Raw genomic sequence first — 19,637 nt, forward strand, 5'->3', positions numbered from 1 at the left:
CCGCGCCGGCTGCGGCTCCCGCGTCGGCCGCGGCCGCAGCACCGTCTGCCGTGCCACCCGCACCGGCCATGGCGCAGGCGTCTGTCGCGCCGGGAACGTCGGCGACGCCCGCCTCGTCCGGGGCTCCCGCTGCACCCTCACCGGCCCCGGCACCGTCCGCGGCTCCCGCTGTGCCGACGCCCGCCTCGACCGTGGCACCTCCCGCAGCGCCCGCGTCCTCCGCGGCGAATGAGGCGGTGTCGTCCGATCGGGCCTCCGATCCCGCGAGCCCCGACCGCGCCACCTCCACCTCCGCCTCCACCTCCGCCTCCGGGGGCTCCGACGCCGGAGGCTCGGCCGCCGCCGACGACACCGCGTCGGCGCCGTCCGTGTCTTCGCCGCCCCCCGCCGGCCCGGTCACGTTCGACCGCATCCGCGCGGCGTGGCCGGCGGTGCTCACCCGGCTCGAGGGCATCAGCCGCACGTCGTGGCTGCTCGCCACCGCGGTGCAGCCGCTCGCGTACGACACCGACTCCGAGGTGCTCACGCTCGGGTTCACGAGCCAGCACGACGTGGCGAAGTTCAAGGGCACCACACCCGGCTCCGGTCCGTCCGACCACCTGCGCTCCGCGATCGAGCAGGAGGTCGGCGTCCGGGTGAAGTATCTGCCGGCGCCGATGCCGCAGGGGGGAGCGCCGCGCCAGCCCGCATCCTCCGGGCCCAGCGCCCCCGCCGACGCCGCACCCGCATCGGAGCCTGCCTCAGCGGCGCGAGCCCGCCCGCAGGTCCGCAGCGACTCCGCCGCGCCCGTGACCGAGTGGGCCGTGGCCGCGATCCCCACCGCGGAGCCGGCCGCCGCCGCCCCGGCGCTCGCGGTCGACGAGGAGCCCGAAGAGGTCGAGGCCGCCTCGTCCGCGCCCGCCCCACCGGCCGACGGTGCCGTGGACCGCGACGAGCCGCCGCTGCCCGGAGACGACGAGGCGCCCGCCTTCGACGACGAGCCGCCCTACGACCCGTCGTACGAGCCGGCGTACGAGCCGCGATCCCCATCCGCCCCACCAGCGGCGCGCCCCACCGCGCAGCCGTCCAGGGCCGCCGCTCCGTCGGTCGCCACCCCGCCCGTCGTGGTCGAGCGCACCCCCGCCGCCGGGGGCGTGCAGCGCTACGGTGAGGCCGTGATCCGCCAGGTGCTCGGAGCGACGTTCCTTCGCGAAGAGCCCTACGAGCCCCCCACGAGGTTCTCCTGATGTACGACGGCATCGTCCAAGAGCTGATCGACGAGTTCGGCCGGCTTCCCGGCATCGGGCCCAAGTCCGCGCAGCGCATCGCGTTCCACATCCTGCAGACGCCCACGTTCGACGTGGCGCGGCTGGCCGAGCTGCTCACCGAGATCCGCGTGCGCGTGCGCTTCTGCGAGATCTGCGGCAACGTCGCGGAGCAGGAGCGGTGCGCGATCTGCCGTGATCCCCGTCGCAATCAGGCGCTCATCTGCGTGGTCGAGGATGCGAAAGACGTGGCGGCGATCGAGCGCACGCGTGAGTTCCGTGGCCTGTACCACGTGCTCGGCGGCGCCATCAGCCCGATCGCGGGCATCGGACCGGACGATCTGCGCATCGCGCAGTTGATGACGCGCCTCGCCGACGGCACGGTGCAGGAGGTCATCATCGCCACGAACCCCAACCTGGAGGGCGAGGCGACCGCGAGCTACCTGAGCCGGCTGCTCACCACGATGCAGATCACGGTGTCGCGCCTGGCGTCGGGGCTGCCCGTGGGCGGCGACCTCGAGTACGCCGACGAGGTCACGCTCGGTCGTGCCTTCGAGGGGCGGCGCGTGCTGTGACCCCGCACTCCGGCTTCACGCGCCGGGGCTGGCTGCTCTTCGGAGTCATGGCCCTGCTGTGGGGCGTGCCCTATCTGTTCATCAGCATCGCGGTGGAGTCGATCTCCCCGCCGGCGATCGTCGCGGGCCGCACGCTGATCGCGGCGCTGCTGCTGCTGCCGTTCGCGCTGCGCAGCGGAGCCCTGCGCGCGGCGCTCCGGCACTGGCCCTGGGTGCTCGCGTTCGGCGCTGTCGAGATGGCCGGGCCCTTCGTGCTCCTCGGTCACGCGGAGATGACGCTGCCGTCGGGGATGACGGGGCTCCTGGTCGCGACGGTTCCGCTGTTCGCGGCGCTGATCGCGCTCGGAGGCGGCGACCGCGGCGTGCTGCGCCCCGCCCGGGGCATCGGTCTGCTCGTGGGTTTCGTCGGCGTCGCGATCGTGGTGGCCGGCCCCGGTCTGTTCGGCGGCGACGTGAGTCTGCTGGCGGCGGGTGAGGTCCTGCTGGTCGCGGTGCTCTACGCGATCGCGCCCTTCATCGTGGCGCGAAAGCTGGCCGACGTGCCGTCGCTGGGCACCATCACGCTGTCCCTGCTGATGATCGGCCTCGTCTATCTGCCGATCGGTCTCCTCACACAGCACGAGGTGCCGACGCTGCCCTCGCTCGGGGCTCTGCTCGCCCTGGCGGTGATCTGCACGGCGCTGGCGTTCCTGGCGTTCTTCGCCCTCATCCGGGAGGTGGGGCCGGTGCGCGCTCCGCTGTTCACGTACGTCAACCCGGTGGTCGCGATCGTGCTGGGCGCGATCGTCCTGTCCGAGCCGCTCACGCCGGGTCTGCTGATCGGCTTCCCGCTGATCATCGTCGGCTGCTGGTTCGCCGCGACCGGCGGCCGGCTGCGCCCCGTGCCGCCGCCGTCCTCCACCCCGGCCCCGCCCCTCGCCCTCTAGCGCCCGCGCCCTGCGGTGAGTCGCGCAACCGGTGAAGGGTCCGCGTCCGTCACATGCGCGGTCGGGCATGTGCGCGATCCGTAGAATGAGCGTGGGCGGATCCGCCCGTCATCCCCGGGAGTGAACGTGGCCCTCATCGTGCAGAAGTACGGCGGCTCGTCCGTCGCGAACGCAGAGAGCATCAAGCGCGTCGCCAAGCGCATCGTCGACACCCGTCGTGCGGGCCACGACGTGGTGGTCGCGGTCAGCGCGATGGGCGACACGACCGACGAGCTGCTCGACCTCGCCAACGAGGTGGCGCCGATCCCGGCACCGCGCGAGCTCGACATGCTGCTGTCCAGCGGTGAGCGCATCTCGATGGCGCTGCTGGCGATGGCGATCCACTCGATGGGCTTCGAGGCGCGGTCCTTCACGGGCAGCCAGGCCGGGATGATCACGGACTCGCAGCACGGCGCCGCGCGCATCGTCGACGTCACGCCGGTGCGGCTCCGTGAGGCGCTCGACGAGGGCGCGATCGTGATCGTCGCCGGGTTCCAGGGCTTCAACCGCGACACCCGCGACATCACCACCCTCGGCCGTGGCGGCTCCGACACCACGGCCGTGGCCCTGGCGGCAGCGCTCGACGCCGACGTCTGCGAGATCTACAGCGACGTCGACGGCATCTTCACCGCGGACCCGCGGGTGATCCCGAGGGCGCAGAAGCTCGACCACGTGTCGAGCGAGGAGATGCTCGAGCTCGCGGCGAACGGTGCGAAGGTGCTCTACATCCGCGCGGTCGAGTACGCACGCCGTCACGGTGTCCTGATCCACGCCCGGTCGACCTTCTCGTCGGCCGAGGGCACGTACGTTCTGGGCGAGGGCATGAAGAACCCTCGCGAAGCCGAGGGAGCAGCCATGGAAGAGCCCATCGTCGCCGGAGTCGCCACGGACTTCAGCCAGGCCAAGATCACGGTCGCGGGCGTGCCCGACGTTCCTGGCAAGGCGGCCGACATCTTCAAGATCGTCGCGAAGTCGGGCGCGAACGTCGACATGATCGTGCAGAACGTGTCGGCCGCGTCCACCGGACGCACCGACATCTCGTTCACGGTGCCGAAGGCCGATGCCACCGCAGCCCTGAAGGCCCTCGCGGGTGAGCAGGCCGAGGTCGGCTTCCTGAACCTGGTGCACGACGACCAGATCGGCAAGCTCTCGGTCGTCGGTGCGGGCATGCGCACGCACTCGGGTGTGTCGGCGACGCTGTTCGAGGCGCTGTCGGAGGGCGGCATCAACATCGAGATGATCTCCACGTCGGAGATCCGCATCTCGGTGGTCCTGCGCGCCGACGACCTGGCCGAGGCGGCCCGCACCGTGCACACCGCCTACGGGCTGGACGGCGAGGCCGAGGCGACGGTCCACGCCGGCACCGGTCGCTGATCCTGCCATCGGCCGTCCGGATCCTGCCGACGTCGTCACGGCGCCGTCACGCGGGCGGTCGGCCGCTGTCGGCACGGTAGACTCGCCGAAACCCTGACACCGGCGCCAGGCGTGGCCTCCGCATCCCGTCGCCGCGCCCGAAGCCTCGTACGCCGTACCGCACGAAGCCAAGGAACCTCATGACCCGCATCTCCGATTCAGGACTCTCCGTCGCCATCGTCGGCGCCACCGGCCAGGTGGGCACCGTGATGCGCGAGATTCTCGCGGAGCGGTCGTTCCCGATCCGCGAGCTGCGCCTGTTCTCGTCGTCGCGATCCGCGGGCACCGCGATCGAGTTCGGCGGCGCGACCGTGATCGTGGAAGACGTGGAGACGGCGGACCCCGCGGGCATCGACATCGCCCTGTTCTCCGCCGGCGCGACCGCGAGCCGTGCCTACGCGCCGCGGTTCGCCGAGGCGGGCGCGGTCGTGGTCGACAACTCGAGCGCGTGGCGGATGGACCCCGAGGTCCCGCTCGTGGTGAGCGAGGTCAACGCGCACGCGATCGACGCCCGTCCGAAGGGCATCATCGCCAACCCGAACTGCACCACGATGGCGGCCATGCCGGTGCTCAAGGCGCTCGACGCCGAGGCCGGGCTCGAACGGCTCATCGTCTCGACGTATCAGGCGGTCTCCGGCTCCGGTCTCGCCGGCGCCCAGGAGCTGCTGGGCCAGGTCGAGGGCGTGCTGGCTCAGGGTAACACCCTGGAGCTGGTGCACGACGGTTCTGCCGTCGACTTCCCGGAGCCTGAGAAGTACGTGGCACCGATCGCGTTCGACGTCATCCCGTTCGCGGGCAACCTCGTCGACGACGGTGACAACGAGACCGACGAGGAGAAGAAGCTCCGCAACGAGAGCCGCAAGATCCTCGAGCTCCCGGGTCTGCGCGTGGCGGGGACGTGCGTGCGGGTGCCGGTGTTCACGGGTCACTCCCTCTCGATCAACGTCGAGTTCGCGCGGGACATCACGCCCGAACGCGCGCGCGAGGTCCTGAGCGCGGCCCCCGGGGTCGTGCTCGATGAGGTGCCGACGCCCCTGCAGGCCGCGGGCAAGGACCCGAGCTTCGTCGGTCGCATCCGCGCCGACCAGTCCGCGCCGGAGGGCAAGGGGCTCGTGCTGTTCCTCAGCAACGACAACCTCCGCAAGGGCGCCGCGTTGAACGCGGTGCAGATCGCCGAGGTGCTCGCGGAGCGCCTGGCCCCCGTGCGCTGACCCGGGGCGCGGGACCGTCCCGCCCACGGGGACAGCGGGACCTGACCGTCATCGCATATCGGCATGCTCAGGGATCGAACCGCTCGGCAGGTAACGTGTTAGTCGGCCGAGGTCGCCGCTCCGCGCATCCGCGAGTCCCGACGGAGACCTCCTAGCCGGGCCGTCCCGATCGGGGCGGCTCCTGGTCGTCCCTCCGCGGGGGCGCAGGCGCCGCGGCGCGTGCGCGCGGAGGGGCGTGGATTCTGGGGGTAGGACGAATGGGTCTCGATCGGAGATCACGGGGGGCACGATTCCGTCGTGCCCTGGCGACGGTGGCCGCGGTGACGGCGACCATCGCGGGCTCGCTGGTGGTCGGGGGTGCGCCGGCGACTGCGGCGGCGGCTCCCGATGGCCTGACGCAGGAGACGGCCGCGGCGTCGTGCTGGGAGGTGAAGCAGAACGATCCGACCGCGCCGGACGGCGTGTACTGGCTGGTGACTCCGCGGCTCGTGGCGCCACAGCAGTTCTATTGCGATCAGACCACCGGCGGAGGGGGATGGGTGCTCATCGGCCGCGGCCGCGAGGGGTGGAAGGAGGGCTACAACGGTGTGGGAACACCCGAGCAGATCCGCGACACCCCGGCGGGCACTGCGGCGTTCGCGCCCGCGCAGCTGTCGTCGAAGACGATCGACGGGTTGCTCGACGGCGGTCGCGTCGACGCGCTGCAGGAGGGCGTGCGTGTCCGTCGCGCGCTCGACACGGCGGGTTCGGCGTGGCAGGAGGTGCGCTTCTCCTTCGCCAACCGCGACCGCTGGGTGTGGACGATGGGCGGCGGGCACGTCCTCACGTCGTTCTCCTTCAAGAACCCGGGGGAGCGGTCGAAGACCACCGGCAGCGGCGGGACGTCGGCCGTGTTCGGCGTCGACACCGGCACCAAGCGCGTCCGCTTCGAGGAGGGCGATCTGCCGTACCGCTTCCGCAACGGCTGGTCGTTCGGGGCGCAGGTGTCGGGGAACGAAGACCCGTCGTCGTACCTGTGGGCTCCGGCGGGCACGAGGGGCAAGGCGCGCCCCTTCGCCCAGGTGTTCCTTCAGCCGAAGCTCATGACCAGAGACCTCGACTACGGCACGATCGGGTCCCAGGGTGCTCCGGCCATCACGCAGTCCGCGATTCCCAACAGCAACGCCATGACCACGACGTGGGGTGTCGCCGGGCTCGCCAACGGGCTGTCCGGGGAGGCGAACACCGAGGTGGCGTCCTTCGGCGAGGCGGGCGGCAACGTGTTCGTCGGCGGGAACTTCGCCACGGTCCAGCAGTCGGAGGCGGGCGCCGGTCAGGTGGCGCAGCCCTACCTCGCCGCGTTCGCCCTCGGCACGGGCGCGTGGGTCTCGTCGTTCCGGCCCGTCCTGAACGGGCAGGTGAAGGCGATCGTCGGTCTTCCCGACGGGCGGGTCGCCATCGGCGGCCAGTTCTCGACGGTGAACGGCGTTCCGCAGGCCGCGATCGCCTTCCTCGACCCGGCGACCGGGCAGCTGTCCGGTCCGCAGGTCGTCGCCGAGCATCGGGCGGCGGGGGCGGTGCCGTACGTGCGGGACTTCGACGTGCAGGGGGACTACCTGTATGTCGCCGGTTCGTTCACCCACCTTCGGGCGGCCTCGTCGACCGTCAGCGCGAGCGCGTGGGACGGGGGCCGGATCGACCTCACGACCGGACGGCCGGACACGGCCTGGAATGCCAACCTCAACGGCACGAGCATGTCCGTGGACGCGTCGGCGGCCGGCGATCGTGCGTACTTCGCCGGCTACTTCACGATGCAGGGGGCGATCACGACCACCAGCGCTGCGGCCCTGCAGACCACGGCGGGTGCCGCCGGTGTCACGCCGCACTGGACGCCGACGTTCAGCAGGCCGATGTACGACGCCGCGGGGAAGCCCACGGGGTGGGTCTATCAGAACGCGGTGACCGAGACGGGCGGTCGACTGTGGCTCGGCGGATCCCAGCACTCCCTGTTCTCCTACGACCGCACCGACTTCCGCCTGATCAGTGGAAACGTCACGCTGAAGGGCGGCGACTTCCAGACGATCGCCCAGAACGCGGACTCGACCCTCATCGCCGCCGGGTGTCACTGCGGTGATTGGGTGTATGAAGACGCCTACACGAACCCGGAGACGCCGACGACTGCCTCGGAGATCGACGACATGTCGTTGATCGGCGTCTGGGACGCGGTGACGGGTCGACACGTGTACGAGTTCGCGCCCGATCTTCAGGCGCGAGAGGGGCACGGCGCCTGGGCCTCGTTCTTCGACAGCACGGGTGTGCTGTGGGCGGGTGGCGACATCACCCGCTCGGTCCGTGCGGGTGGTTCCCGGCAATGGTCCGGTGGTTTCGTGCGGTTCGCTCCGAGGGACTCCGTCGCCCCCGCCGTGCCGACGGGCCTCACGGTCACCCCGGCCGGCGGGACGACGACGTTGACGTGGAACCGCGTCTCGGACTCGAGCTCTATCACGTACGAGGTGCTGCGCGGCAACCGCGTGATCGCGTCGACGACGGCGGCGAGCTACACGGCGCCGGCGTCGTCGGAGGCTGCGACGTACTACGTCCGGGCGCGGGATGCGGCGGGCAACCGCTCCGCGACCACGGCGGGTGTCGCCGCGGCTGCCGACGCCGCTGCTCCGGCCCCCGCTCCCGCTCCGGTCGCGCCCGACGAGGCCGTCACCCCGGACGCAGCCGTGCAGCCCGGGCAGCCGTCGACGGACACGTTCATCGCCAACGGTGCGACGTGGTCGTGGCGGTACTCCGCCGATCCACTCCCCGCGGACTGGAACACGGTGGAGTTCGACGCGTCCGCCTGGCACACGGGCCCCGCGGTGCTGGCGCGCGGGGTCGCCGGGGCGGCGACGGACATCGACCCGGACGACCTCGCGGTCAAACCGCAGAGCGCGCATTTCCGGACCGCCTTCACGGTCGACGACCTGACGGGTCTGCACGACGGAACCGTGTCGGTGATCGCGGATGACGGGGTGGCCGTCTACCTCAACGGCGTGGAGATCGGGCGGTCGAATCTTCCGGCCGATGCGACCCTCCGCCAGACGACGTTCGCGTCGTCCTCGGTGGCACCCGGCAAGGCGGCGGCCGGTCGCGTGTCCTTCACGGTGCCGGTGTCGCTGCTCCGGCCGGGCGTCAACGTCATGTCGGCGGAGGTGCACGAGAACAATCCGGGCAGTGCCAACATGAGCTTCGACCTGACGTACACCGCTCCGCGCAACTGAGAACGGACGACACCGAGCCCGCTCCCGCCGCACGGGGGAGCGGGCTCCGGCGTGCCCGAGCGGGGTCGCCCGGCGGACGATCGGCCCCGAGCCACGCCCTAGACTGGTCGGGTGACTGAAAACGTCGATGTCGTGCTGATCGGTGGTGGCATCATGAGCGCCACCCTGGGTACTCTGCTGCACGAGCTGCAGCCGGAGTGGAAGATCGTCGCCTTCGAGCGGCTGTCCGACGTGGCGCAGGAGAGCTCCAATCCCTGGAACAACGCGGGCACCGGGCACGCCGCGCTCTGCGAGCTCAACTACATGCCGCAGCAGGGCGATGCTCCGCTCGACCCCGCGAAGGCCGTGTCGATCAACGAGCAGTTCCAGCAGAGCCGGCAGTTCTGGTCGTCGCTCGTCGAGAAGGGTGTGCTGGACGCGCCGTCGACGTTCATCAACGCGACCCCGCACATGACGTTCGTGCGCGGCGAGAAAGACGTGGCGTACCTCAGGAACCGCTACGAGGTGCTCAAGAAGCAGCCGCTGTTCGCGGGCATCGAGTACAGCGAGGACTCCCGCGTCATCAACACCTGGGCGCCGCTGCTGATGCAGAAGCGACGCAAGGGCGAGCCCTTCGCCGCCACCCGGGTGCCCGCGGGCACCGACGTCGACTTCGGCGCCCTGACGCACCAGCTGTTCGATCACCTCCGCAAGTCCGGCGTCTCGGTGCGCACGAACCACGAGGTGAAGTCTCTCAAGCGCCAGAAGGACGGCACCTGGCTCCTCAACTACCGCACCACGGTGGGGCGCACGCCCAACCAGATCAAGGCGAAGTTCGTGTTCGTCGGGGCGGGTGGCTGGGCGCTCAAGCTGCTCCAGCGGTCGGGCATCCCGGAGATCAAGGGCTACGGCGTCTTCCCGATCGGTGGGCAGTTCCTCAAGACCACGAACCCGAAGATCGTCGCTCAGCACAAGGCGAAGGTGTACTCGCAGGCGTCCGTCGGTGCGCCGCCGATGTCGGTGCCGCACCTCGACACCCGCGTGGTCGACGGCGAGGCGTCGCTGATGTTCGGCCCGTTCGCGACCTTCAGCCCGAAGTTCCTCAAGAACGGCTCCATGCTCGACATCGTGACGCAGGTGCGCGCGCACAACCTGTGGCCGATGCTGCGGGTGGCGTTCGCGAACCCCGATCTGATCACCTACCTGATCAGCGAGCTGATGAAGAACCACCGCAAGAAGGTCGACAGCCTGCGCACGTTCATGCCCACCGCGAAGGACGAGGACTGGACGCTCATCAACGCCGGTCAGCGCGCGCAGGTCATGAAGAAGGATGCGAAGAAGGGCGGCGTGCTGCAGTTCGGCACCGAGGTGGTCGCCGCCGGCGACGGCTCGATCGCGGGGCTGCTCGGCGCCTCTCCGGGGGCTTCCACGGCCGTGCCGATCATGCTCGATCTGCTCAAGAAGTGCTTCCCGGGCGAGTTCCCGGCGTGGGAGCCGCGGCTGCGCGAGCTGATCCCGACCTTCGGCCAGAAGCTCAACGCCGATCCGGCGCTCGCGGAGGAGTCCACGGCGGCGACCGCCGCCGCCCTCGGCATCAACGCCTGAGACCGGACCGTGGCGAAGCTCTACTTCCGCTACGGCGCGATGAACTCGGGCAAGTCGACCGCCCTGCTGCAGGCTGCCTACAACTATGAGGAGCGGGGCCAGCACGTGCTGCTCGCCAAGCCCGCGATCGACACCAAGGGCGCGGCGGAGATCGAGAGCCGCCTCGGCGTCACGCGGCAGGTGGACTTCCTGATCGGGCCGGAGGACGACGCGCGGGCGCTGTTCGCAGAGCATCGTACGCGCATGCGGCGCTCCACCGAGGAGGAGCTGCTGCCGACGGCCCCGATCGACGTGGCGTGCCTGCTGGTAGACGAGGCGCAGTTCCTCACGGCCTCCCAGATCGACGACCTGTTCCGGGTCGCGGTGGAAGACGGCATCCCCGTGATGGCCTACGGCATCCGCAACGACTTCCTCACCCACGCGTTCCCCGGCTCCGCGCGGCTGCTGGCGATCGCGCACTCGCTGGAGGAGCTCAAGACCATCTGCCGCTGCGGGCGCAAGGCGGTGTTCAACGGCCGCGTCGTCGGCGGACGCTTCGTGTTCGACGGAGATCAGGTCGCGATCGACGAGGGCGCGGACGGCTCCGCGTCGCCCGAGCTCACCACCTACGAGTCGCTGTGCGGCACCTGCTACCTGGAGGAGTCGGGCGGGCGCCTGGGGTGACCTGATCGCTCTCGCTGCCGCCCGTCTCCTCGCGAGGCGGGCGGCTTTGCGTGGTCTGACCACACGGGGTACGCTGTGGTCAGACCACAGGAGGCGGGATGGCGGAGCAGCCGGCGCGAGCATGGCGACTCGTGCTCGAGCACATCGAGCGCGACCTCCTCGACGGACGCCTCGGCCCCGGCGACCGGCTGCCGTCGGAGCGCGACCTGGCGAGCGACCTGGGTGTCGGACGCTCCAGCGTGCGCGAAGCCTTCCGCGTGCTCGAGGTGCTCGGCCTCATCCGCACCGCGACCGGATCGGGCCCGCAGGCGGGAGCGATCGTGATCGCGACGCCGACCGGGGGCATGTCCGCGCTGCTGCGGCTGCAGGTCGCGGCGCAGGGCTTCCCGCTCGACGATGTGGTGCGCACCCGCCTGGTGCTGGAGGACGCGGTCGTCGCGGCCCTGGCGTCCGGAGGCGGCGGCGACACCGCGAAGGCCCACGAGCTGCTGCACGCGATGGACGCCGCGGGCTTGACCCCGTCCGAGTTCCTCGCCCTGGACGCCCAGCTGCACCTGTCGCTCGCCGAGGGCAGTGGCAACACGGTCATCGCCGCGATGATGGCGGGGCTGCGGTCGTCGATCGAGTCGTATGTGCGCGCCGGAGCCGCCGCGATCCCCGACTGGGACACGATGGCGACACGGCTGCGCGCCGAACACCACGCCCTCGTCGCCGCGATCGACGCGGGCGATGCGGAGGCCGCCCGCGCGCTGGTCCGCGCCCACATCACCGGCTACTACACGTCCGCGGGGCTCACCCGCGACATCCACCCCCACGACTGAGAGGCACGCCATGGTCCAGCGCCAGCTCCCCAACCCCGCCGAGCTGTTGGAGCTCATGAAGTTCAAGAAGCCCGAGCTCGACGGCCGCAAGCGCCGGCTCGACGCGGCTCTCACGATCGACGACCTCCGTACGATCGCGAAGCGCCGCACGCCCAAGGCGGCGTTCGACTACACCGATGGCGCGGCGGAGGGCGAGCTGTCGCTGAGCCGCGCCCGCCAGGCGTTCCAGGACGTGGAGTTCCACCCCGGCATCCTCAAGCCCGCGCCGGATGTCGACACGACGGTCGAGATCCTCGGCGGGCCGTCCGCGCTGCCGTTCGGCATCGCTCCGACCGGGTTCACGCGGCTCATGCAGACCGAGGGGGAGGTCGCCGGTGCCGGCGCTGCGGCCGCGGCGGGCATCCCGTTCACGCTGTCCACGCTCGGTACGACCTCGATCGAGGGGGTCAAGGCCGCGAACCCGCACGGGCGCAACTGGTTCCAGCTCTACGTCATGCGCGACCGCGAGATCTCGTACGAGCTGGCACGCCGTGCCGCCGCCGCGGGCTTCGACACGCTGCAGTTCACGGTGGACACCCCGGTCGCCGGTGCCCGGCTGCGCGACAAGCGCAACGGCTTCAGCATCCCGCCGCAGCTCACGCTTGGCACGATCGTCAACGCGATCCCGCGGCCCTGGTGGTGGTTCGACTTCCTGACCACGCCCAAGCTGGAGTTCGCGTCGCTGAGCTCCACCGGCGGCACGGTCGGCGAGCTGCTCGACGCCGCGATGGACCCCACGATCAGCTATGACGATCTCGCGGTGATCCGTGACATCTGGCCCGGTCGCATCGTGATCAAGGGCGTGCAGAACGTCGAGGACTCCGTGCGACTGCGCGACGCCGGTGTCGACGGCATCGTGCTGTCGAACCACGGCGGTCGTCAGCTCGACCGCGCGCCGATCCCGTTCCACCTGCTGCCCCAGGTGCGCCGGGCCGTGGGCGACGACTTCACCGTCATGATCGACACCGGCATCATGAACGGCGCCGACATCGTGGCCTCGGTCGCGCTCGGGGCGGACTTCACGCTGATCGGCCGCGCGTACCTCTACGGCCTGATGGCGGGCGGCCGCCAGGGCGTCGACCGGACGATCGCGATCCTGCGCAGTGAGATCGAGCGGACCATGCGTCTCCTCGGCGTCGCGTCGCTGGCGGAGCTCGAGCCGGCCCACGTCACGCAGCTGACGCGTCTGGTGCCTGTCGCGCGCGACGCCGCGGGGGCCGTCGTCCGCTGACGTCGCCGTGCCGGGTTCCGCTACGACTGCGGGGCCACGGCGCGGCGCCGCGGTGGCCACGGCACGAGCATCGACGTGGTCTGCCGGTAGTCGGCGTATGCGGGGTACTTCGACGCGGTGATCGACTCCGTGAAAATCGTCGAGCCGAGGAACAGCACCGTCAGGAGCGCGGCGCCGACGATCGTGGGGTTCAGCACGCCCCCGAGCACCCCGGCCCCCGCGGTGGCGGCCGCGGTCGCGCCCAGCGCGTAGAACGCCCACCACTGCGCCTGTTCGAAGAAGAAGTTGGGGTGTCGGCTGTAGCGGAACAGCCCGGTCGTCGCGAAGCCGGGCGCGAGGTCACCGCCAGCCTGCTTCTTGCGCTGGTGGAAGTTCCACTGCTGCTGGTCGGCGACCGTCTCGCCGACCAGGAACCCGAGGAATGCGATCGTGAACAACGCGTCCCACCCGGTCAACGCGGTGGGGTGCTGGGCGGCCAGCCGTGCCGGAAGGGTGATCAACACGAGCAGGGTCATCTGGTACCCGATGATGAACAGCAGATTGAACACCTGGAACTGCCACGGGCGCATCCGCTTCCGCAGGATCGCCCAGCGGTAGTCCTCCATGCCGGTGTAGCCGCCCTTGCGGGCGAAGTTGAACGTGAGCCGCGCGCCCCAGGCCGTCACCAGGATCCCCATCAGCACGATGCGCGCTGATCCGGCGTCGGCGGTGAAGGCGCCGGCCACGAAGATCCAGACATAGACGACGGGGACGATCGACCACGCGCGGTCGACCCACGACGTGTCACGGGTGATCAGCGACAGGATCCAGCACACGAGGCTGGCCAGCGCTGCGACGAGGACGACGATCTGCAGGGCATCCATGACGCCATGCTAGAGCCAAGCCAGGCCGGGTGTCCGGCACCGGCCGCCGCCTCAGACGCGCGACGTGAGGGTGGGCAGCAGGGCTTCGAGGCGGGTGGCGGTGTCCTCCCAGCCCTCGACGGCGATCGACGGGACCCCGATCGCGAGGACCGGGTAGTCGTTGCCGCCCTCGTCGAGCCGGTCGCCGTAGAACAGCATCGCGTCCAACGGGATGCCCGTGTGCGCGGAGAGCTGCCTCATGCCGAACGCCTTGTCAATCCCGGCGCGGGTGATGTCGATCGAGGTGGAGCCCCCCGAGCGCACCTCGAGCCCGGGGAGTCGGGCGGCGACCGCGTCGCGCAGGGCCGCGCGCTTGCTGCCGGACGGATCCCACGCGTGCTTGGCCTCCCGCGGAGCCCGCTGCCCGAGCGCGGAGAACGTGATCTGCGAGCCGCGGTCCTCCAGGATGTCGCCCCAGGGGTCGGTCTCCCACAGGCCGAGCCGCTCCGCCTCCTCGCGGAGCGCCGTGAGAGCGGACGCCTTCTCGTCGTCGCTCAGGTCGTGCGCGTACACCGGCGCGAAGTCGGCGCCGTCGTGGCGCAGGTAGCGGGTGCCGCAGGTCGGCAGCAGGTGCAGCCGGGCGAGAGCTGCGGCGTCGGCATCGGCGAGCTGGGCGATCACCTGTGTGCGGAACTGGGGCTCGTTGCCCCCGGAGATGATGGCGACGTCGACGCTGCGGAGAAGCTCGCGCAGGAGGCCGGAGATCCGCGGGTCGATCGGGCCCTTAGAGGGGGCGAGGGTGTCATCGAGGTCGAAGGCGACGAGTGCGGGCGAGGTCATGATGCCTCCAGCCTAGGAGGTCGCAGCCGTGAAGAGCGTGGAGCTGCGAGCAGCGTGCACAGGAGGGCGAGGGCCACGCCCAGGGTGGCCCCGGTGGAGTTGGCCAGCACGTCGTTCATCGTCGCATCGCGGTGGGGCAGGGCGAGGTGCTGCGCGGTCTCGATCGCGAGAGAAAGTGCCGGTCCGACCAGCAGCGACAGCGGCCACACACGGCGGGGGAGGAGCAGGAACGCGAGGACGCCGAGGGGCACGAAGACCGCGATGTTCGACAGAACTTCCAGCCGCGTGAACGTCAGTGCGGTCCAGCCGAGCCGGTGGGTGAGCGACACGATCACGTCGAGCAGATTCGGGACCGCATGCTCGACCCGGGACGGCGTGAGCGTGAGCAGGGCGAGCCCCGCGAGGAACGGGACGCCGAGGGCGAGCGCCCAGATGCGGGTGGCGCGACGCGGCGGAGGCAGGAGCGTCCCCATGCGGTCCCCTTTCGCACGCTCTCCGATACAGAGAAGGCCGCCCGTGGGGGCGGCCTTCCGGTGTCACTGGTCGGGGTGACAGGATTTGAACCTGCGACCTCTTCGTCCCGAACGAAGCGCGCTACCAAGCTGCGCCACACCCCGTTTGCAACCCTCCGAGTCTACAGGGAAATCCCCTGAGCGCCCAATCGGGGCGGTGATCACGAGTGGGGGATCAGCGTGAGCAGCGTCGCCTCCGGGCGGCACGCGAAACGCACGGGCGCGTAGATCGAGTGCCCGCAGCCGGCGCTCACGTTCAGCGGGACGCTGCGGCCGTCGTGCGTCCAGGTGCTGAGTCCCTTGGCCTGCTTCAGCGGGATGTCGCAGTTCGCCACGAGCGCGCCGTAGCCGGGGAGGCAGACCTGCCCACCGTGCGTGTGACCGCCGAGGATGGCGTCGGCGCCGAGGTCGACGAAACCGTTGAGCACGCGCTGATACGGCGCGTGCGTGACGCCCAGCACCGCCGTTCCGGGCTCGCGCGGGCCCAGGCCCTCGATGGCCGAGGGGAGCGCGTCGAGGCGGTCCCAGTCGCGGTGTGCGTCGTCCACGCCGAACAGGTCGACGGCGGTGCCGCGCAGGGTCAGTCGCGCCGCGCGATTGTTGAGGTCGGTCCAGCCGAGCTCGTCCGTGAAGAAGCGGTCCATCGACTCCGTGTCGAGCACGGTCGGCTCGCGGTGGCGCCGCGAGGGTCCGGAGAAGTAGCGCAGCGGATTGCGCGGCGCGGGGCCGTTCACGTCGTTCGAGCCGTGCACGAAGACCCCGGGGATGCCGGCGAACGGGGCGAACGCGCGGCGGATCCCCTCGAGTCCGCGCTCGTGACCCAGGTTGTCGCCGGTGTTCACGATCAGGTCGGGCCGCAGCTGCGCGAGCGACGCGAGCCAGTCCTGCTTGCGGTGCTGCCACGGGGCCATGTGCGCATCGGACACGTGCAGGATGCGCAGGGGAGGGGTGCCGGGGGCGAACGCCGAGGCGGACACCTCGCGCACGGTGAAGAGGTAACGTTCGATGCCCACGCCCCACACCGCGGCGGCGGCGCCCACGGCCCCCACCGCGCCGAGCGCGATGAGGGCCGGATGAGCCGAGCGCGACGAACCTACTGGCACGTCACGACCACGGTGGTGCTGCTGTTGACAGGAGTGCCCGGCGCCGGATTGGTCACCGCGACCGCAGACCCCGGCGGGTTGCACGAATTGTCGAACTCGTAGGACGCGACTCGAGCCGCCTTGAGTGCGGCGTCCGCCTGGTCTCGCGACATCCCGACGATGTTCGACGGCACCACGGCACCACGGCCGTTGCTGATCGAGAGGGTCACGGTGGCAGCCGTCGCAGCCTCGCCCGTCGGGTCCTGTGCCGCGACGAGGCCGGCCGCGAGGTCGCTGTCCACCTCTCCGCCGATCGCCACCTGGAAGCCCGCGTTCTCGAGGGTCGAGCGCGCCTGGTCCTGCGACATGCCGACCACGCTCGGAACGGCCTTGAGCTCCTGACGGATCAGGTTGTTGTCCGGCTGGGGGAAGCGGTCGCCGCCGTAGGCCTCGTTCGCGGCCGCCTGCGCGGCGCGGGCCAGCGGGTAGCGCATGTCGTTGAGGTTCCAGCGACCGTAGCTCTTCCGGTAGATGTTCTCCTGGCCCTGCCAGCGTCCCGCCCACACGGCCGTCGCGACCTTCGTGCTCGACTCGATCATCATGGTCGACCACGTGTTGTGCGTTCCGGTCTTGCCGATCAGCGGGGTGCCGTCGCCCGGGTTCGCCCGCGAGCCGGTGCCGCCGCCGCCCATGACGGTTTGCAGCGCGTAGGCGGCCGTGGCTGCGACCTCGGGAGAGATCACGCCGGGGGTGCACGACGACGCGGGCAGCTCACGGTCCTTGCCGTCCGGACCGATCACGCGGTCGATCGCCCGCGGCGTGCAGTAGGTGCCGCCGCTCGCGACCGTGGCGTAGGCGTTGGCCATCGCGATGGGCGAGATGTTCTTCGCGCCGAGCACGTCGTACGGCACGTTCTCATCGGTGGTCTTGCCGCCGTTGGCCAGCGTGACGCCCAGGCGGTCGGCCACCTTGTTGATGTCGCAGAGGTCGAGCTTGGAGGCCATCGCGAAGTACCCGCTGTTGAGCGAGTTCTTCGTGAAGTTCAGCACGGTGTCGGTCGAGCCGCCGCCGCCGCCGAAGTTGCCGATCTCCTTGGTGTTCGCGACCATGGTGCCCCCACCGCACGAGGCCGCGGTGAACTTCATGTTGGTCTGCACGCGGCCGTTCAGGGTCTCGCGCACCGAATGACCCTTCTCGAGCCAGTCGATCAGCGTGAACAGCTTGTAGGTCGAGCCCACCTGGAAGCCGTTGGAGTCTCCGTGCTTGCGGTCGCCCGCGAACACGAGAGAGGTGTAGGCGGGATCGGTGGTCGGGGTCTCGGTGAACATCGTGTTCTGGGTCATCGAGAGGATCCGGCCGGTGCCAACCTCGATGGACACACCCGCGGCACCGAAGTGCATGCCGTCGTAGTTGGCCGGGACGATGTCGGCCATCTCCTGCGCCGCCGGGTTCTGGATGCGGTAGTCCAGCGACGTGAAGATCTTCAGACCGCCGCGGCGCAGCAGGTCGCGCCGCTCCTGCGGCGTGGCGCCGAACGCCTCGTCGTTCAGGACGATCGAGCGCACGTACTGGCAGAAGTAGGCGTTCGTGCCGGCAGCCGCACAGCCCTGCGTCGGCGGGTTGATCGCAGGAACGATCGGGGAGGCCTTCGCCTCGTCGTACTGGGCCTGGGTGATCTTGCCGTCGTCGAGCATGCGGTAGAGCACGTAGTCGCGGCGCTTGAGGGTGTCCGCGTAGCCGTCGGCGGCGTTGTTGTGTCCGACCTGAGCATCGTCGGTGTACGTGCCCTCCACCGGCTTGTCGATCCGGTACGTGTTGGGGTTCTGCACGATGCCGGCGAGCGTCGCGGCCTGCGCGACCGTCAGGTTCATCGCCGTCGTGGAGAAGTAGTACCGGGCGGCGGCCTCGATGCCGTAGACCGTGCCACCGAAGTTCGCGATGTTCAGGTAGCCCAGCAGGATGTCGTTCTTCGAGAAGTCCTTCTCGATCTGGATCGCGTAGCGCATCTCCTGCAGCTTGCGCTCGATGCCCTTGCTGCCGACCGCGTTCGTCGCGTCCAGCCAGCACTGCTGGAGCTCCTCGGAGTACGTGTCCGACGTGGTGTCCACGTCCTGCTCGCACTGCTGGATCAGCACGTTCTTCACGAACTGCTGGCTGATGGTCGAGGCGCCGCGGCTGGATGTGCCGCGGACGTTGTCGATCAGCGCCTTCATGGTGGCGCCCAGATTCACTCCGCCGTGGCTGTAGAAGCTCTTGTCCTCACTGGAGAGGATCGCGTCGTAGAGCACCGGGCTGATCTGCTCGTACGTGACGGGGACGCGGTTCTGCTCATAGAACGACGCGAGGGCGACCGGCGTGCCGTCGGGCTGGGTGGCGTAGATCGTCGACTGCTCCATCGGCGTGCCGGGGCTGAGGTTCTCGGGGAGCTTGTCGAAGAGCGTCAGTGCCGTGGTGCCGGCGACTCCCGTCATCGCGAGGACGGGGGTGACGCTGGCGGTGACGAGCAGACCGGCGACGGCGCTCAGTCCGACGAGCCCGACGAGACCGCCGAGCACGCCCTTCACCGTGCGATTCTTGTGGGGCATACGCTTGATCGTAGGGGAGTTCCCTGAATACACCCTCTGACGAACACGCCCGCTCGGCCTGTTCGCGTCCCGATCGACAGGAGAGCCATGACCACGTGGGAGTACCTGACCACGCCGCTGCTGATCCACAACACCGCCGCGATCCTCAACAACTGGGGCAAGCAGGGCTGGGAGCTCGTCCAGGTGGTGCAGGGACCGGAAGGCGGCCTCGTGGCGTACTTCAAGCGCCCGGTGACCACCGACGGCTCCGCGAACGCGGGCCTCGCCGCCGCCGCCGAAGCCGCGCGTCAGTTCGAGGGGGGTCAGGCATGAGCGTCTCCGCGCGCCTCGCCGAGCTCGGCATCGAGCTCCCCGCCGTCGCCGCTCCCGTCGCCGCCTATGTCCCGGCGGTCGCCCACGGCGGGCTCATCTACACATCCGGCCAGCTCCCGTTCGTCGACGGCGCCCTGCCCGCGGTGGGCAAGGTCGGCGCCGAGGTCTCCGCGGAGGACGCCAAGGCCTTCGCGCGGACGTGTGCCCTCAACGCGCTGGCCGCGGCCGCCGACGTCGCGGGCGGGGTCGACCGCATCGCCGGTGTCGTGCGGGTGGGCGGCTTCGTCGGTTCAGCCGAGGGCTTCACCGGCCAGCCCGGCGTCATCAACGGCGCGAGCGAGGTGCTCGGTGAGATCTTCGGTGACGAGGGCCGTCACGCGCGCGCGGCCGTCGGCGTCGCCGAGCTCCCGCTCGGCAGCCCGGTCGAGGTCGAGGTGACGTTCCGCCTCGCCTGACCCCGACACGCGAAC

The 19,637-nt window shown here is 70.6% G+C and carries 17 protein-coding genes, 1 tRNA gene and 1 pseudogene; 12 read left to right on the forward strand and 7 right to left on the reverse strand.

What is annotated here, in order from left to right:
• A pseudogene (locus DW297_RS10610) lies at positions 1 to 400 on the reverse strand (hypothetical protein); the annotation flags it as partial.
• On the opposite strand from DW297_RS10610, the gene DW297_RS10615 reads away from it, so the two are divergent.
• The 10 genes from DW297_RS10615 to DW297_RS10660 all read left to right on the forward strand — a co-directional run bounded on the left by DW297_RS10615 (position 369) and on the right by DW297_RS10660 (position 12,994).
• Complete coding sequence (locus DW297_RS10615; RefSeq protein ID WP_136032135.1) at positions 369 to 1,226, forward strand: hypothetical protein; 858 nt, start codon at positions 369 to 371, stop codon at positions 1,224 to 1,226. The pseudogene DW297_RS10610 and the gene DW297_RS10615 sit on opposite strands and share 32 nt — an antisense overlap.
• Positions 1,226 to 1,819: a recombination mediator RecR gene (gene recR, locus DW297_RS10620; RefSeq protein WP_136032137.1), complete on the forward strand. Its 594-nt coding sequence runs from the start codon at positions 1,226 to 1,228 to the stop codon at positions 1,817 to 1,819. The genes DW297_RS10615 and recR overlap by 1 nt, the downstream gene beginning before the upstream one ends.
• Complete coding sequence (locus DW297_RS10625; protein ID WP_136032139.1) at positions 1,816 to 2,745, forward strand: DMT family transporter; 930 nt, start codon at positions 1,816 to 1,818, stop codon at positions 2,743 to 2,745. Before recR ends, DW297_RS10625 begins: the two co-directional genes overlap by 4 nt.
• A 126-nt stretch (positions 2,746 to 2,871) precedes the next feature.
• The gene (locus DW297_RS10630; RefSeq protein ID WP_136032141.1) at positions 2,872 to 4,158 is read left to right on the forward strand and encodes an aspartate kinase; all 1,287 of its coding nucleotides are present in this window, start codon (positions 2,872 to 2,874) and stop codon (positions 4,156 to 4,158) included.
• Positions 4,159 to 4,337: 179 nt separating this feature from the next.
• On the forward strand, positions 4,338 to 5,408 hold the full coding sequence (locus DW297_RS10635; protein ID WP_136032143.1) for an aspartate-semialdehyde dehydrogenase: 1,071 nt from the start codon (positions 4,338 to 4,340) through the stop codon (positions 5,406 to 5,408).
• A 320-nt stretch (positions 5,409 to 5,728) separates the two neighbouring features.
• A complete protein-coding gene (locus DW297_RS10640) occupies positions 5,729 to 8,656 on the forward strand; it encodes a fibrinogen-like YCDxxxxGGGW domain-containing protein (RefSeq protein WP_136032145.1) in 2,928 nt (975 codons plus the stop codon).
• Between the two features lie 153 nt (positions 8,657 to 8,809).
• The gene (gene mqo / locus DW297_RS10645) at positions 8,810 to 10,240 is read left to right on the forward strand and encodes a malate dehydrogenase (quinone) (RefSeq protein ID WP_240744588.1); all 1,431 of its coding nucleotides are present in this window, start codon (positions 8,810 to 8,812) and stop codon (positions 10,238 to 10,240) included.
• 9 nt (positions 10,241 to 10,249) lie between these two features.
• Positions 10,250 to 10,903, forward strand: coding sequence for a thymidine kinase (locus DW297_RS10650; protein WP_136032149.1), 654 nt, complete (start codon positions 10,250 to 10,252; stop codon positions 10,901 to 10,903).
• A 98-nt stretch (positions 10,904 to 11,001) separates the two neighbouring features.
• Positions 11,002 to 11,724 carry a FadR/GntR family transcriptional regulator gene (locus DW297_RS10655; RefSeq protein WP_136032151.1) on the forward strand — a complete coding sequence of 241 codons (723 nt, stop codon included), beginning with the start codon at positions 11,002 to 11,004 and terminating at the stop codon, positions 11,722 to 11,724.
• A 10-nt stretch (positions 11,725 to 11,734) separates the two neighbouring features.
• The gene (locus DW297_RS10660) at positions 11,735 to 12,994 is read left to right on the forward strand and encodes an alpha-hydroxy acid oxidase (RefSeq protein ID WP_136032153.1); all 1,260 of its coding nucleotides are present in this window, start codon (positions 11,735 to 11,737) and stop codon (positions 12,992 to 12,994) included.
• A gap of 20 nt (positions 12,995 to 13,014) precedes the next feature.
• Here the strand turns inward: DW297_RS10660 and DW297_RS10665 are convergent, their stop codons facing one another.
• The 6 genes from DW297_RS10665 to DW297_RS10690 form a co-directional block, all read right to left on the reverse strand.
• Entirely contained in the window at positions 13,015 to 13,857 is an 843-nt protein-coding gene (locus tag DW297_RS10665) for a DUF1295 domain-containing protein (protein ID WP_136032154.1), read from the reverse strand.
• A 51-nt stretch (positions 13,858 to 13,908) separates the two neighbouring features.
• Positions 13,909 to 14,676 (reverse strand): HAD-IIB family hydrolase, encoded by a 768-nt coding sequence (locus tag DW297_RS10670; RefSeq protein WP_136032156.1) that lies wholly within the window; start codon positions 14,674 to 14,676, stop codon positions 13,909 to 13,911.
• Positions 14,673 to 15,149, reverse strand: coding sequence for a VanZ family protein (locus DW297_RS10675; RefSeq protein WP_136032158.1), 477 nt, complete (start codon positions 15,147 to 15,149; stop codon positions 14,673 to 14,675). Before DW297_RS10675 ends, DW297_RS10670 begins: the two co-directional genes overlap by 4 nt.
• 67 nt (positions 15,150 to 15,216) lie before the next feature.
• Positions 15,217 to 15,293: transfer RNA gene (locus DW297_RS10680), tRNA-Pro, on the reverse strand.
• A 56-nt stretch (positions 15,294 to 15,349) separates the two neighbouring features.
• A complete protein-coding gene (locus DW297_RS10685) occupies positions 15,350 to 16,291 on the reverse strand; it encodes a metallophosphoesterase (RefSeq protein ID WP_136032160.1) in 942 nt (313 codons plus the stop codon).
• A complete protein-coding gene (locus tag DW297_RS10690; RefSeq protein WP_240744587.1) occupies positions 16,282 to 18,855 on the reverse strand; it encodes a transglycosylase domain-containing protein in 2,574 nt (857 codons plus the stop codon). The genes DW297_RS10685 and DW297_RS10690 overlap by 10 nt, the downstream gene beginning before the upstream one ends.
• A gap of 87 nt (positions 18,856 to 18,942) precedes the next feature.
• Between DW297_RS10690 and DW297_RS10695 the strand changes: the two genes are divergently transcribed.
• Complete coding sequence (locus tag DW297_RS10695) at positions 18,943 to 19,167, forward strand: hypothetical protein (protein ID WP_136032162.1); 225 nt, start codon at positions 18,943 to 18,945, stop codon at positions 19,165 to 19,167.
• The gene (locus tag DW297_RS10700; RefSeq protein ID WP_136032164.1) at positions 19,164 to 19,622 is read left to right on the forward strand and encodes a RidA family protein; all 459 of its coding nucleotides are present in this window, start codon (positions 19,164 to 19,166) and stop codon (positions 19,620 to 19,622) included. Before DW297_RS10695 ends, DW297_RS10700 begins: the two co-directional genes overlap by 4 nt.
• Positions 19,623 to 19,637: the final 15 nt, after the last annotated feature.

This window comes from Microbacterium sp. PF5 (assembly GCF_004794315.1).
Classification (GTDB): Bacteria; Actinomycetota; Actinomycetes; order Actinomycetales; family Microbacteriaceae; genus Microbacterium; species Microbacterium sufflavum.